The following is a 14922-nucleotide window of genomic DNA, read 5'->3' as shown; positions in this document are numbered from 1 at the left end:
GGACTCCACCCACGGCCCGACCGACGGCCACGACAACTGGACACAGGGGGACGTAGTGGGCGCTGAAGCGGTGGTCACGCATTTCCTGTTCGCCTCGGCCCTGATCCTGGCGATCGGCCATGGCGCCGGCTGGGTGGCACAGCGCCTGAAGCAGCCGTACATCGTGGGCCAGTTGACGGCGGGTATCGCCCTCGGTCCCTCGCTGCTCGGCAGCACGGCGCCGGGTGCCTACAAGCTGCTGTTCCCCCAGGAGATCGGCATCGCGCTGAACGGGCTCGCCCAGTTCGCCCTGGTGGTCTTCCTGTTCGCGGTGGGATACGAGCTGGATCTGAAGATCCTGGGCGACCGGGCGCGTACGGCGGTGACGGTGGCGCTGGCGGCCTTCCTGGTGCCGATGGTCGTGGGGAGCGGCTGCGCGCTGCTGTTCCGGGAGCAGTTGCGGGCCCTGGACATGCCCGTGCTCACGGTCGGCATGGTGCTGTTCGCCGGCGTCGCCCTGTCGATAACGGCCGTACCGGTGCTGACGGCCATCGTGCGGGAGAACGGTCTGGCCGACACGGTGCCGGGAATCCTCGCGGTGTCCGCCGCCGGACTGCTGGACGTGATCGGGTGGACGGTGCTGGCCGGGACGATGCTGGACGGCGACAGCGGGGAGCACGCGCTGGGCTGGCCGTGGCGGGTGCTCATCGCGGCCGGTTTCGCCGTGCTGATGCTGGTGGCGGCCCGGCCGGCGCTGCGCAGGCTGCTGTGGCGGACCCGGATGGAGCCGTCCCTGCGGCTGGCGCTGCTGATCGGCTTCGCCTGCGCGTCGGCGTCCGTGACGCAGTTCCTCGGGCTGCACGCCATCTGCGGCGCCCTGCTCGCGGGGATCGTCTGCCCGCGTCAGGACGACGGCACGCTCGACCCGGACCTGCTGCGGCCCCTGCACATCGTCAGCTCGCTTCTGGTGCCCTACTTCTTCGTCGTCTCCGGGCAGTCCGTCACCCTCAACACCATGAACGCCACCGGGTGGATCACGCTGCTGGTGGTGACGGTGCTGGCGGTCACCACGAAGGTCGGCAGTGGCGTGGCGGCGGCCCGCATGGGAGGACTGGACCGGGACGACGCACGGACCGTCGGTGTCCTGCTGAGCGCCCGCGGCCTCACGGAGCTGATCGCCCTCAACGCCGGTCTCCAGGCGGGGCTGGTGAGCAAACCCCTCTACACGGTGCTGGTCTTCATGGCCCTCGCCACGACACTGCTGACCCAGCCCCTGCTGATCCTGGTCCGCCGGCTGTCGGACCACGAGCCGATGCGCGCGCCGGGCAGGCCCGAGAGCGCGACCGTCCTGCCGCTCCAGGACCACATCGCCGACGCCCCGGTGTCCCCTCGCCCCTCGGACGGCACGCCCACCACGCCGGTGGCGGACGCGGGCTGACCTGCCCGGGGTGGCACGCACACCGACGCCACCCCGGACGAGGCCGCCGCCTACAGCGGCATCGGCGCCATGTCGCAGTCGATACGGCGGCCCTGGCGGGCCGCCAGAAGCCACGGGTGCTCGCCCCGGACTACACGAGCGAAGCCGTCCGTCGCCTTGCGCTTGAGCTCGTCCGCCTCCGCCCTGCGGCCCAGACCGAGCAGGTCGAGACCCAGGTTCGCCATGCAGGACAGCGTCAGCGGGTGCTCCTCGCCGGCGATCTCGGCGAGGAGCGGCAGATTGGCCTGGTCGATCTCGTGCGCCCGCTCGAAGTCGACGCGTGCGTAGGCCGTGTTGGCCTGGCCGATGGCGACGGTGAGCGCGGTGACATGCCGGGGCCCCACTCCTGCGGCCAGCCGGCGCGCCGCGTCGTCCTCCAGCTCCTGAGCCTGGTCCAGCGCACCGAGCTGGCGCAGGGTGGCGGCCAGGTTCGCCTTGGTCAGCAGGGTGTACGCGTGGTTTTCGCCGAGACGCTGCTCGAATCGCCGCAGAGTCACCTCCGCCAGGTCCCGGGAGCCGTCGACGTCACCGGTCAGGCGGCGGTCGACGGCCACGTTGGTCGCCGTCGACATGGCGTCGAAGTGGTCGTGTCCGTAACGGGCGATGAAGCGCCGCAGCGTCTCCTCCGAGAGCTTGGCCGCCTCGTCGTGCGCCCCGTCACGACGCAGGCAGACCGCGAGATTCCGGGCGATGCGCAGCGTGAGCGGATGTTCCTCACCGAGTTCGGTGCGCGCTCGGCGATACGCGTCGTCCTGGAAGTCGCGGGCGCCGGGATAGTCCCCGCTCTCTCGCATGTCGATGGAGAGGGCGTTGAGCGTGTTGAGGGTGAAGAAGCTGGCCGGACCGAAGAGCAGCTCACGCTGCTGGGCGTTCTCCCGGTCCAGCGGCAGCGCCTCCCTGAACCGGCCGCACAACCGCAGGGCGACTCCCCAGGCGTGGGTGGCACGCAGCGTCATCGGATCGTCCGGACCGAACAGGGTCCGGGCCAGCTCGGTGGCCTCCTGCGTCAGAGCCCGCGCTTCGTCGAACCTGCCCTGGTAGCCGCGGGCGTCCGCCATCTCGCACAGCGAGTCGATCAGGTTCTCCGGGTCGATGTCCGTACGGCGGGAGATCTCCAGGGCCTTCTCGGTGAGCGGGATGGACTCGGGAACCTGGCCGTTCTGCCGCAGCAGGAATCCGAGGCTCTTGGTCATCCGGAGGACGTTGATGTCGTCCTCGCCCGAGGATCCGATCCAGGCGCTCCAGGCCTGGCGGGCGAAGTCGGCGGCGTTCACGTGGTCGCCCCAGTAGTAGAGGAACCACACCGTGTCGAAGACCAGCTCCCGCACATAGGTGTCGGTGCTCGTCACGGCCTGGGACGTGAGCACGTGGGGCAACAGCGCCTGGTACGCGCGCCATTCCAGTGAGGAGCCGGAGGGCCCGGGCTTGGCGGCCGACAGCAGCTGGTGCGCGGCGTCGCGCATCCGCTCCCGTTCGTCGGCGTTCAGCTTGGCCAGGAGCACGGTCTGCAGAAGGCGGTGCATCTGCAGGGTGTCGGAACGGGGGTCCACCCGGACCAGGGAGAACTGGCTGAGGTCGCGGACGGCGCGGTTGAGTTTGATCGACTCCCGCAGCAGGGGGTCGACCTCGGGCGTGACGTTCACACCGCGGCTGCCGCGCAGCATCGCCCTGGGGATGGGCTCGGGGGCCATGCTGGCGCAGATGTCGAGCAGCTGCCGGGCGCCGGGGTTGTTCTCCTTGATCCGCTCCAGCGAGATGTCCCACGCGGCGGCGACGGAGACCGGGTAGTCGGGAGCCGGGTCGAGCTCGAGGATCTCGGGACTGCGCTGCGCGAGCAGATCGAGGTATTCGTCGACCTGCATGCCGGTCACCGCACGCCAGGCTCCCGCCTGCTCGACCGCGAGCGGCAGGTCGCCCAGCGCCTCGGCGAGCCGGCCGGCTTCCTCCGTGGACAGGTCGGGCGAGCGCTTCTGGAGCAGCTCGATCGACTCCTCGCGCTCGAACACGTTGACCGGCAGCGACGTGGCCACCCGTTCCCAGGCCCGGTTCCGGGAGGTGACGATGACCTTCCCGGGGCCGTTGGTGGGGAAGTAGGCGCGCACCGCATCGACGTCCTCGGCGTTGTCGAAGACGAGCAGCCAGCTGTCGTACGGCTTTCCGGAGCTCAGTGCGTCCAGTACGGCCGGCACGGCCGTGTTGGCGGCCGGGGCGCCGAGGCTGTCCTGGCCGGTCGGGGCGACGCCCAGCTGTGCCGCCAGCTGGGCCAGCGCGGCGAGAATGAGGCTCTCCCGCTCGGCGGGGATCCAGCAGATCACCCGGTAGTCGTGCTGGTGGGTGTAGACGTACTCGAGTGCCAGCTGGGACTTGCCGACGCCGCCGAGGCCGTGCAGGGCGTTGGGCAGCACCGCGGCCGTGTCCTGCGAGCCCAGCTGCTCCTCCACGGCCCTCAGCAGCGCCTGCCGGCCGACGAATGACGTGTTCCGCAGAGGCACGTTCACCAGAAGGGCGGCGGGCGTTCCGGTCGCGGTGGTCGGCATGGGGGGCTCAGCCTCCGAGGGATCTTGTGGGGTGGCGTCGGTTACCAGGGGTGGCACGGGAGGTTCTCCAGGTTCGTTGGGGCCGTTCGACGGTGGCAGACTTCCCGTTCCGTCGGACATTCCCCCACGAGCCGCACTGTTCACCTCAGAGGATGTAACTCCGGACATCCCCGGACTCACTCGTTCGGCGGCACCGGGTCCGCGGGCCCTGGAGAGTCCCGGCTCGATACGGCGGGCCCGCTCGGAGTACGGCCCCGAGAGCGCCCGCATCACGGCGAGCTCGCTCCGCATCCAGCTCCGCTCGGACGGGTCGGGCAGCGTGGCGCCCATCGGATCGCGCAGGGCGGCGCGCAGCGCGATTCCCCGGGCGCCCGCGGCGGGCAGCTCGCCCACCACGCTGACGGTGTGGGCGAGTTGGCTGCGGGTGGTGGTGGCGAGCAGTTCCTCGCGGACCCCGTCGGCGAACTCGGGGCGCCCCTCGCCGCCGCTGTCCCAGTCGATCAGCCCGCCCATGAGGATCTCGGCGAGGTGGTCCGGGCCGGTCTCGGGCATGGTGCGCCGCCGCAGCTGCTCGACGAGGTCGAACTCGAAGGGAACGGCGGCGAGTTGGGTGGCGAGCCGGCGCGCGGCCGGGGTGGCGAGCGTGAAGAAGCGGCGCACGGCGGCCTTGGCGGCGCGCGGGAAGCGGGGGGCGCGCAGGCCGGGCGCCGGTGATCCCTTGGTGAGCGTGCCGGCCAGGACGACCGGCAGGGCGCGGCGCACTCCGCGCTCCCCCGTGACGAGGTCGGCCCAGGCGGCGAGGGAGCCGGGCTTCAGGGAGAGCACCGGCACGGGCACGGAGCCGTCACCCGCGTCGGGCAGCGGTCGCAGGGGGTCGGGGCCGCCGGGGGGCGCCCAGTGTTCGAGCCCGTCGTTGGCCGCGCCGAATCCGCCGGCCTCCAGGACGGCCGGGTAGGGGTAGAGCGAGGTGCGGTGGCGCAGATGCGGCGACAGCAGATGCAGCAGGGCCGTGGGGCCGGCGTGGGCGAGGCGGCCGAGCAGGTCGTCGGCGGCGGGTGAGGCCCACCCGTGCGCGAGTCCGTCGGTGACCACGAGGAAGACGCGGTCGCCGCGTCCGTCGAGGAGTTCGGCGGGGTCGGCGGCCGCCCGGGCGGCGGTCCAGCGCAGGGTGGCGGTCCCGGTGCGCGGCACGTTCACCCGGGCCGTGCGCACGGCCCGGAAGGCGCCGCTGTGCTCGGCGGCCCGGGCGAGACGGGCGGTGGACTCCTCCCAGATCCGCAGGGTGGGCGCGTCGTCGACGAGCAGGACCAGGTCGAAGGCCGCCGTACGGGCGGGACGCAGGAAGGGCATCCACAAGCCGTCCGCGACTCCCTGTTCGGCGGTGGTCTCCTCGTCGAGTTCCAGGGTGTCGCGCGAGGGCACCCGGCGGGCCATCTGGTGCAGGGCGCGGGCGAACCGGGCGGTGGTGCGCCCCGGCGCGTGCCGCGGGCGGTCGTCGGCGGGCAGCAGCGGCTGCCCGAGGCGCAGGGTGAAGCGGCCCTCGGCGTCGGGTAACAGGCGGGCCTCGGCGGCCGCTTCACCGGGCAGCGCCGGGGCGACCCGCGGCCGCGGGCGGTCGCCGGGGTCCTCCGAAGCGTCCGGGGCGGCGGGCGCATCGGGCTGCCGCGGGGGGCTTACGGGGTCGGGGGCGGTGCCGGCCGGGCGGGGCTCGTCGGCCGGGGGTGTCTCCGGCTGGTTCGCCTCCTCCGTGTCCCGTGGCCGGACGGGAGGCGCGGCCAGGGGCGCGGCCGCACGGTCCGGCACGGCCTCCGGGCCGGAGGTGCCCGGGCCTCCGTGGTGGCTCCAGTACGCGGCGAGCCAGACGGCGTCGGCGACGTCCTGCCAGCGTGGGGCGGGCTGTTCCAGGGCGGCGGGGACCGGCGCTCCGTGCTCTGCCGCCTCGTCGGCGGACTCGGCGAACGCCGAAGGAGGCGACGACCCCGACACGGGGAATCCGTCGCCGGGCCCGGATGCGTGCTCCCTGGGATAGCCCTTCATTCAGCGGCCCTTCGCGAGGTCGCGTAGGAGCATTTCCACGAGCTTACGCCCGTCACCATCGGCCTGGAAACCACCCGCGGTAGTCATCTGGACGGCGTTCAGTAACTGGTCCAGGGAGTGGGTGCCGCCGGCCTGGACGCGCTGGACGAACAGGTCGACCAGGTCTTCCGTGCCCTGCGGGCGGGTTCCGAGGTGGCCTTCGACCATGGCCAGGAGTTGCTCCCGGGTGGGCGTGCGCATCTCCAGCGGCAGGCAGCGGCGGCGGAAGGCCGCGGGGAATTCGCGTTCTCCGTTGCTGGTGATCACCACGACCGGGAACTCCCGGCACTCGACCCGCCCGCCGCGCACCTCGGCGCGGCCCCCCGGGTCGCTGGTGTGGACGCTCGCGGTGTCCGCGGCGTCGCGCACCAGCTCGGGGACGTCATAGCTTCCGTTCTCCAGGACGTGCAACAGGTCGTTCGGCAGGTCGATGTCGCTCTTGTCGAGTTCGTCGACGAGAAGCACACGCGGACGATCGTAGGGCAGCAGGGCGGTCCCCAGGGGGCCCAAGGTGATGAAGTCACCGAGAACTGGAGGAAGTTGACGAGGTTTTTGAGTAAGCGCCGTGTTGACGTCCGCCGCCGGCCCCGCGTCTTCGGCCGGTCCCGCGCCCCCGGCCGGCCCCGGCTCCCGTGCCGGACCCGGGGCGTCGGCCCGCCAGGCGGCGATGGCCTGGGCGCGGCCCATGGCGTCATGGGCGTAGAGGCCGTCCCGCAGGGCTGTGCGGCTGACGACGTTCCACTCCAGGACCCGGCCCAGGCCGAGCTCACGCGAGATGAGATAGGCGAGGGTGGACTTGCCGACTCCGGGCGGGCCGGTGATCAGCAGGGGCCGGCGCAGCAGCAGCGCGGCGTTGACGATGTCGATCTCTTCCTCACCCAGCTGCGGGGTGACGTCGCCGGGGCCCAGGCGGCGCCGCGCGGCCTGCGCGTCGGCCGGGGGCACGGGGCACGGCGGACCGCCGCCGAACCGGCGCCAGGGCGGTGGTGCGGGCAGTTCGGGCGGGACGGCGGGGGCACTGCCCGTGCCGTGGAAGAGCCGCCAGCCGTTCGGAACCGTCTGCTCCTGCGCGGTCATGCCGATGCCTCCTCGCTGGCGAGATCGCCTGGGTGGTCGGTGGGCTGAACATCCACGGGACGTGTTGGATCGTCCCAGAAAAAGCCGATATGCCTGCCCAGCAGCTCGCCGGGTCCGCGCCCCTCGCTCTCGGCGTTCCTGCGCAGGAGGTGAACGGCCACCGGGATCCTCGCCGGTGTGGACGCCGCGGCGAACAGGGCGGTCACGACCTCCCGGCGCTCTTCGCGGAAGGTCCCTCTGCGGTCCCAGATCGCGAGTCCTATCCCTTCCGCTATGGCGGCCTTGAGGGCCTCCAGGGCCATGACGTCGGCCGGCGCGTCGAGCACCACCGCCGTGTGTCTGGGTTCCCCGGCGAGCCCGGCCTGCCACTCGCCGAGCCGGCCGCCGTCCGGTTCGCGCCAGCCGTGCACCAGGACGCCGTGTTCGCGCAGGGTGTGCCAGCGCTCCCGCCACTGGTCCAGGACCAGGGCGTCGTCCGTGCGCATCCGCTCGAGACTGCGCAGGTGCACCCCGTATTTCAGGCTGAGCGGCAGCGGCTGCCCGTCGCCGATCCGGAAGGTCAGGCCCGCCACATCGTGGTTGAGGAGGTCGTACGGAAGGACGAACTCGATGTACGGCGGCGGCTGCCGGCGTCCACTCGGATCGGGGTCGCGGGGGGCCGCCCAGAGGCGGGCGCCCTGCCGTAACGCGCGCTGGACGGCCGTGCCGAGCTCGTCCAGGGTGGTCGTGGCGGGCTCGCCCGGCTGGGGGTTCCAGCGGCCGGGGACGGTGTTGAGCCAGGGGCGGACGACGATGTCACCGGTGCCGTCCCGTGCGGGTTCGACGGCGACGACCAGGCAGCGCGGGATGTCCGGATCGCTCGTCACCGCGCCGCGCGCCCGCCGCCGTGCCTCCAGCGCGCCGGTCAGGCCGTGCTGTGCGGCCCAGTCGTCGGCCCAGCCGGACAGGGCGGTGCGGTGCTCCGCGGCGGCGGCGAGCCGGGCGGCGTGGTCGATCAGGAGGACGGCCGGGGGCAGTCCGTCCGGCTGCACGTTCCAGTCCAGGACGTGGGCGAGGAGTTGTTCCGGGATGAGTCCGGTGGGCAGGTCGAGCCCGTTGAGCTCCTCGACCAGGGCGTCGCGCAGCCGGGTCGCGGGGAGTTCACCGAGGGCGAGGACGGAGCGGGCCCGGGTCGTTTCGGCGCGGGTGAGGGGGCCCTGGAGGGCAGGCGGCGGGGCGGGCGCGAGCCACTGGTCGAGCAGCAGGTCGAGTTCGTCGCCCGCCAGGTCTCCTTCGAGGATCCGGACCACCTCGACGAGTAGGCGCTCGCCGCCCGGCATGTTCAGCGCGGCGCGCACCAGCAGCACCACGTCCTCGCGCAACTTGACCCCGCGCAGATCGATCTGACGGCCCAGCAGATCACCCAGCACGACCCCGAAGTGCAGCCGCCCCTGCGCGTCCTCCATGCAGCTGAGGCCGCACAGGGCGTTGGTCATCCGTAACAGCAGCCGTAAGCCGTCCGCGCGCCCCGAATCACCCTCGGGTTCGCCGAACCCCGCGTGTGTCTCCACCGACTTTCCCCCTGAGCCGGTACACCTGCCTGACCGACCAGCGAAGTTAGCACGGCAACCAGCGGTTAACCAGGGACGAATGGGATCAGAAGGACGACGTCCGGCCAGGATCGTCCCAAGCGGGACGGGCCTGGCCGGAGGAGAGCGGCAGCCGGCTCACAGACGCGGGTCCACCGGTTCCGACTCCAGCGCCAGCACTCCGAACACCGCCTCGTGCACGCGCCACAGCGGCTCGCCCTCGGCCAGCCGGTCCAGGGCCTCCAGGCCGAGCGCGTACTCGCGGATCGCCAGGGACCGCTTGTGGTTGAGGAACCGCGAGCGCAGGCGGGCCAGGTTCTCCGGGCGCGTGTACTCGGGGCCGTAGATGATCCGCAGGTACTCGCGGCCCCGGCACTTGATGCCGGGCTGCACCAGGCGGCCCTGGCTGTCGCGCACGAGTGCGCCGACGGGCTTGACGACCATGCCCTCGCCGCCGCGGCCGGTCATCTCCAGCCACCAGTCGACCCCGGCCCGCACGGACTCCGGGTCGGCGGTGTCGACGTAGAGCCGCCGGGTGGTCTGGAGCAGGCCGCTGCCGTCGTGCTCGACGAGCCGGTCGAGCAGGGCGAGCTGCTCGTCGTGCGGCAGTCCGGCGAGGCTGCGGCCCTGGACCGCGAGGATCTGGAACGGTGCCAGGCGGACGCCGTCCAGGCCGTCCGTGGTCCAGCAGTAGCGGCGGTACGCCTCGGTGAACGCGGCGGCGTCGGCGGACCGTTCGCGGGTGCGGGACAGCAGTCCGGTCACGTCGACGCCCCGCGCCGCCGCTCCCTCCAGTGCGGCCAGCGCGCCCGGGAGCACCGCGCCGGACGCGGCGCCCACGGCGGCGTACTGCGACCGCAGCAGCCCGGACGCCTTCAGCGACCAGGGCATCAGCTCGGCGTCCAGCAGCAGCCAGTCCGTCTCCAACTGGTCCCAGAGCCCGGCCTCGCCGATCGCGGTGCGCACCCGGGTGAGGATCTCCTCGGTGAGGGCGTCGTCGTCTAGGAACGGGCGGCCGGTGCGGGTGTAGAGGGAGCCGGTCGGGCCTCCCCCACTCTCGGCTTCGCTCGAGCGGGAGGTACCCCCAACACCGAAACGCTTGCGGGCCGCCTCGGCGTCCCGGCACACCAGGGCCACCGCACGCGAGCCCATGTGCTTCTCCTCGCAGACGACCCGGGCGACACCGTCCTGCGCGTACTGGGCGAACGCCTCGGCCGGGTGTTCCAGGTAGCCGTCGGCGTGCGAGGTCGCGGTCGGGGCCATCGTCGGCGGGAGGTACGGCAGCAACCGCGGGTCCACCGCGAAGCGGCTCATGACCTCCAGGGCCGCCGCCGCGTTCTCCTCGCGGATCGAGATCCGGCCCTGGTGCCGGGTCTCCACGACCCGGCGGCCCCGCACGTCCGCCAGGTCCAGCGGGCGGCCGTCCTGCCCGCCGGGGGCCTCGGAGCGCAGCGGCTTGGCCGGCTCGTACCAGACCCGCTCGGCAGGGACGTCGACCAGTTCGCGCTCCGGCCAGCGCAGCGCGGTGAGCTTGCCGCCGAAGACGGCGCCGGTGTCCAGGCAGATGGTGTTGTTGAGCCAGGTGGCCTCCGGGACCGGAGTGTGGCCGTAGACGACGGCCGCCCGGCCCCGGTACTCCTCCGCCCACGGGTAGCGCACCGGCAGGCCGAACTCGTCGGTCTCCCCGGTCGTGTCGCCGTACAGTGCGTGGCTGCGGACCCGGCCGGAGGTGCGGCCGTGGTACCTCTCGGGCAGCCCGGCGTGGCAGACGACCAGGCGGCCGCCGTCGAGGACGTAGTGGCTCACGAGGCCGTCGATGAACTGCCGTACCTCGGCGGCGAACTCCTCGCTCTCGCCCGCCATCTGCTCGATGGTCTCGGCGAGGCCGTGGGTGTGCTGGACCTTGCGGCCCTTGAGGTACCGGCCGTACTTGTTCTCGTGGTTGCCCGGCACGCACAGGGCGTTGCCCGACTTCACCATCGCCATCACGCGGCGCAGGACGCCCGGGCTGTCGGGGCCCCGGTCGACCAGGTCGCCGACGAAGACGGCGGTCCGGCCCTCGGGGTGGACGCCGTCGGTGTAGCCCAGCTTGCCCAGCAGCGACTCCAGCTCGGCCGAGCAGCCGTGGATGTCGCCGATGATGTCGAAGGGGCCGGTGAGGTGCGTCAGGTCGTTGAAGCGCTTCTCGGTGACGACGGTGGCGGTCTCGACGTCCTCCACGCCGCGCAGGACGTGCACCTTGCGGAAGCCCTCGCGCTCCAGGTGCCTGAGGGAGCGGCGCAGTTCACGGGTGTGCCGCTGGATGACCCGGCGGGGCATGTCCGCGCGGTCGGTGCGGGCCGCGTTGCGCTCGGCGCACACGTCCTCGGGCACGTCGAGCACGATGGCTATCGGCAGCACGTCGTACCGCCTGGCCAGCTCGACGAGCTGACGGCGGGCGTCGGGCTGCACGCTGGTCGCGTCCACGACGGTGCGGCGGCCCGCGGCGAGGCGCTTGCCCGCGATGTAGTGCAGGACGTCGAAGGCGTCCTTGGTGGCACCCTGGTCGTTCTCGTCGTCCGAGACGAGACCGCGGCAGAAGTCCGACGAGATGATCTCGGTCGGCTTGAAGTGCCTGCGCGCGAACGTGGACTTGCCGGAGCCGGAGGCGCCGACGAGCACCACCAGGGAGAGGTCGGTGACGGGCAGGACGCGCCCCTCGCGTACGTCGGTCATGCCGCCTTCGCCTCCTTCGGGGTGGTCAGGGTGAACACGGCCATCTGGGTGGGCGGCCCCACCTCCGGGTCGTCCGGGCCGACGGGTACGAACTCGACCGCGTATCCGTGCCGTTCGGCCAGCGCCTGCGCCCAGGCCCGGAACTCCGCGCGGGTCCACTCGAAGCGGTGGTCGCCGTGCCGGACGTGGCCGGCCGGGAGGCTCTCCCAGCGCACGTTGTACTCGACGTTCGGGGTCGTCACGAGGACGGTCCTGGGCCGTGCGGCGCCGAACACGGCGTACTCCAGGGCGGGCAGCCGGGGCAGGTCGAGGTGCTCGATCACCTCGCTGAGCACGGCGGCGTCGTACCCCTTGAGCCGGCTGTCGGTGTAGGCGAGCGAGCCCTGGAGGAGCTTGACGCGCGCGGCCTGCCGCTCCCCCATGCGGTCCAGCTTCAGCCGCCGGGACGCGATGGTGAGCGCGCGCATCGACACGTCCAGGCCCACGATCTCCGTGAACGCCGGGTCCTTGAGCAGCGCCTGCACCAACTGGCCCTGGCCGCAGCCGAGATCGAGCACCCGGGCGGCCCCGGACGCCTTGAGCGCGGCCGTGATCGCCTCCCGGCGCTGCACGGCCAGCGGGGTCGGCCGCTCCTCGGTCTCGGTCTCCGCCTCGACCGCGTTGTCGATCTCCTCGACCTCGCTGTCGTCCGCCTCCGCCAGCCGTACCAGCTCCAGCCGCTCCGTCGCCTGCCGGGTCAGCGACCAGCGGCGCGACAGGTAGCGGCTGGTGATCAGCTTCTGCTCCGGGTGGCCGGGCAGCCAGCCCTCGCCGGCGCGCAGCAGCTTGTCGACCTCGTCGGAGGCGACCCAGTAGTGCTTGGCGTCGTCCAGGACCGGGAGCAGGACGTAGAGGTGGCGCAGGGCCTCGGCGAGCGTGCGGTCCGCGGACTCCAGTTCGAGCCGGACGTAGCGCGAGTCGCCCCACTGCGGGAATTCGGTGTCCAGCGGCACGGGCTCGGCGGTGACCGTCCAGCCCAGCGGCTCGAAGAGCCGTCGTACCAGCGCGGGGCCGCCCCGGGCGGGCAGCGCCGGCACCTCGATGCGCAACGGCCGGGGCACGGCGGGCAGTTCGGGCCGGGCGTTGCAGACGCCCTTCATCGCGCTGGAGAACACGCCGCTCAGCGCCACGGCGAGGAGGGAGGAGGCGGCGTACGGGCGGTCGTTGACGTACTGCGCGAGTGCCGCGTCCGGGGCGCCGCCCCGGCCCTTGCCCTTGCCGCGCCGGACCAGGGCCACCGCGTCGACCTCCAGCAGCAGCGCCGCCGTGCAGCGCTGGTCGTCGGCCTCGGGGTAGAGGACGTGGGCCGTGCCGTAGGAGGTGGAGAACGCCTGCGCTTTCTCGGGATGCTTGTGCAGCAGGAAGCCGAGATCGGTGGCGGGGCGCTCCGAAGTGCCGGTGGTCGTGATGGTCAGAAACACGGTGGGTCGACCTTTGATCAGTGGTCTGAACTGCGGATACGCCCCACCGTACAGAGCGGGCACCGGCGGCACCCGGGAATTTTCGCTAGCCTCCTGATCGACCGGGCGTTCGAGGGGGAATTCGGGAGGGCGCCCACGCAAAGATGCGGAGGCCTCACGTGACAGACGCCGGGACCAGCGGGGGACACATCGACACCGGCAAACCCCACTCGGCACGCATGTACGACTACTACCTCGGCGGGAAGGACAACTACCCGGTCGACGCGGAGGCGGCCGAGCAGGTGATATCCCTCTTCCCCGCCGCCAGGGAAATGGCGCGGACCAACCGCCTGTTCATGCACCGCGCATCCCGGCTGCTGGCCGGGCGAGGCGTCCGGCAGTTCCTCGACATCGGAACCGGCATTCCGACCGAGCCGAACCTCCACCAGATCGTCCAGGCGATCGTCCCGCAGGCCCGGGTGGTGTACGCGGACAATGATCCGATCGTCCTCCGGCACGCCCAGGCCCTGCTGCACAGCACGCCGGAGGGAAGGACCGCCTACGTCCACGGCGACGTACGGGACCCGGCAAAGATCATCGCGGCGGCACGGGAGACCCTCGACTTCACTCAGCCGATCGCGCTGTCCCTCGTCGCCCTGCTGCACCTGGTCGGGGACGAGGACGAGCCCGCCCGGATCGTCCGCGAGCTTCTCGAACCCCTGCCGTCCGGAAGCTACGTGACGCTCTCGCACGCGACCGGCGACTTCGACCCGGAGACCTGGGAGCGGGTCGTCGAGGTGTACCGCAAGGGCGGGACGGCGGCGCAGGTGCGCTCCCGTGCCGAGTTCTCGGCGTTCTTCACGGGACTTGAGCTGGTGGAGCCGGGGGTGGTACTGGCCGCTCGGTGGCATCCCGAGCTCGGGGAACAGACCGGCGGCGAGGGCGGGGGCGAGGAGATGCCCCTCTACGTGGCGATCGGCCGCAAGCCCTGACGGGCGGCGCAGGCCTCGACGGACGGCTGTCCGGCGGATCGCACTCCACGCCCGATCCGCCGGACGGTCGTCCCGCTGTCCTGCCGTACCGGCCTTACGACAGCTGGGACTGCACCTGCGAGGAGATCAGCTCCAGGTGGTCGAGGTCGTCCAGGTCGAGGATCTGGAGGTAGATGCGGCTCGCGCCGATCTCGGCGTAGCGGCCGATCTTGTCGACGACCTCGGCCGGAGTGCCCGCGAGGCCGTTGAGCCTCAGTTCGCCGGGCTCGCGGCCGATCGCATCGGCCCGGCGGGCGACCTCCTGGTCGTCCCGGCCGACGCAGACGACGAGGGCGTTGGAGTAGACGAGGTCGTCACCGCTGCGGCCGGCCTCCTGGGCGGCGGCACGGACCCGGCCGAACTGGCGCTCGCTGTCCTCGACCGAGGCGAAGGGGATGTTGAACTCGTCGGCGTACTTCGCGGCCAGCCGCGGGGTGCGGGTGGCGCCGTGGCCGCCGACGAGCACGGGGATCTTCTCCTGCGCGGGCTTGGGCAGCGCGGGAGAGTCCGTGAGGTCGTAGTAGGTGCCGTGGAAGTCGTAGGTCTTGCCGAGATCCGTCGACCACAGGCCGGTGACGATCTCCAGCTGTTCCTCGAGGCGGGCGAACTTCTCCTTGGGGAAGGGGATGCCGTAGGCCTTGTGCTCCTCCTCGAACCAGCCCGCGCCGAGGCCGAGTTCGACCCGGCCGCCGGACATCTGGTCGACCTGCGCGACCTGGATGGCGAGCACGCCGGGCAGGCGGAAGGTGCCGGCGGTCATCAGGGTGCCGAGCCGGATGCGCTTGGTCTCGCGGGCGAGTCCGGCCAGTGTGATCCAGGCGTCGGTGGGGCCGGGCAGGCCGTCCACGGAGCCCATGCGGAGATAGTGGTCGGAACGGAAAAATGCGTCGAAGCCGAGCTCTTCCGTGGCCTTGGCCACGGTGAGCAGAGTGTCGTAGGTGGCCCCCTGCTGGGGCTCGGTGAAGATGCGAAGATCCATGCTTCCATCCTGCACGCCGGTCCGTGGGACGACGCGATCGGACC

General features: G+C 72.3%; 8 protein-coding genes. 2 read left to right on the top strand and 6 right to left on the bottom strand.

Going from position 1 to position 14922, the window contains the following annotated elements; genetic code table 11:
* Positions 1 to 55 precede the first annotated feature (55 nt).
* A complete protein-coding gene (locus tag QF034_RS31335; RefSeq protein WP_307178053.1) occupies positions 56 to 1417 on the top strand; it encodes a cation:proton antiporter in 1362 nt (453 codons plus the stop codon).
* A gap of 50 nt (positions 1418 to 1467) precedes the next feature.
* Here the strand turns inward: QF034_RS31335 and fxsT are convergent, their stop codons facing one another.
* From fxsT to QF034_RS31310, 5 genes are all read right to left on the bottom strand, one after another.
* Positions 1468 to 6030: an FxSxx-COOH system tetratricopeptide repeat protein gene (gene fxsT, locus QF034_RS31330; protein WP_307178052.1), complete on the bottom strand. Its 4563-nt coding sequence runs from the start codon at positions 6028 to 6030 to the stop codon at positions 1468 to 1470.
* A complete protein-coding gene (locus tag QF034_RS31325; RefSeq protein WP_307178051.1) occupies positions 6031 to 7146 on the bottom strand; it encodes a MoxR family ATPase in 1116 nt (371 codons plus the stop codon).
* Positions 7143 to 8621, bottom strand: coding sequence for a VMAP-C domain-containing protein (locus tag QF034_RS31320; RefSeq protein WP_307178050.1), 1479 nt, complete (start codon positions 8619 to 8621; stop codon positions 7143 to 7145). Before QF034_RS31320 ends, QF034_RS31325 begins: the two co-directional genes overlap by 4 nt.
* A 231-nt stretch (positions 8622 to 8852) precedes the next feature.
* The gene (locus QF034_RS31315; RefSeq protein ID WP_307178049.1) at positions 8853 to 11429 is read right to left on the bottom strand and encodes a polynucleotide kinase-phosphatase; all 2577 of its coding nucleotides are present in this window, start codon (positions 11427 to 11429) and stop codon (positions 8853 to 8855) included.
* Positions 11426 to 12889 carry a 3' terminal RNA ribose 2'-O-methyltransferase Hen1 gene (locus QF034_RS31310; protein WP_307178048.1) on the bottom strand — a complete coding sequence of 488 codons (1464 nt, stop codon included), beginning with the start codon at positions 12887 to 12889 and terminating at the stop codon, positions 11426 to 11428. Before QF034_RS31310 ends, QF034_RS31315 begins: the two co-directional genes overlap by 4 nt.
* A 158-nt stretch (positions 12890 to 13047) precedes the next feature.
* On the opposite strand from QF034_RS31310, the gene QF034_RS31305 reads away from it, so the two are divergent.
* A complete protein-coding gene (locus QF034_RS31305) occupies positions 13048 to 13860 on the top strand; it encodes an SAM-dependent methyltransferase (RefSeq protein ID WP_307178047.1) in 813 nt (270 codons plus the stop codon).
* A gap of 94 nt (positions 13861 to 13954) precedes the next feature.
* Here QF034_RS31305 and QF034_RS31300 read toward each other — a convergent pair whose 3' ends face one another.
* Positions 13955 to 14878, bottom strand: coding sequence for an LLM class F420-dependent oxidoreductase (locus QF034_RS31300; protein ID WP_307178046.1), 924 nt, complete (start codon positions 14876 to 14878; stop codon positions 13955 to 13957).
* Between the last annotated feature and the right edge of the window lie 44 nt (positions 14879 to 14922).

Origin of the sequence: Streptomyces africanus (genome assembly GCF_030816955.1) — a bacterium.
GTDB classification, from domain to species: domain Bacteria; phylum Actinomycetota; class Actinomycetes; order Streptomycetales; family Streptomycetaceae; genus Streptomyces; species Streptomyces africanus.
Note: the sequence above shows the minus strand (reverse complement) of the source record. Positions and strands in the feature narration are given on the sequence as shown.

Excerpts from the sequence above, each read along its gene's own strand:
- QF034_RS31315 (WP_307178049.1), bottom strand. The coding sequence starts at position 11,429 with ATGACCGACGTACGCGAGGGGCGCGTCCTGCCCGTCACCGACCTCTCC.
- QF034_RS31300 (WP_307178046.1), bottom strand. The coding sequence starts at position 14,878 with ATGGATCTTCGCATCTTCACCGAGCCCCAGCAGGGGGCCACCTACGAC.
- fxsT (WP_307178052.1), bottom strand. The coding sequence starts at position 6,030 with ATGAAGGGCTATCCCAGGGAGCACGCATCCGGGCCCGGCGACGGATTC.
- QF034_RS31320 (WP_307178050.1), bottom strand. The coding sequence starts at position 8,621 with ATGACCAACGCCCTGTGCGGCCTCAGCTGCATGGAGGACGCGCAGGGG.
- QF034_RS31325 (WP_307178051.1), bottom strand. The coding sequence starts at position 7,146 with ATGACCGCGCAGGAGCAGACGGTTCCGAACGGCTGGCGGCTCTTCCAC.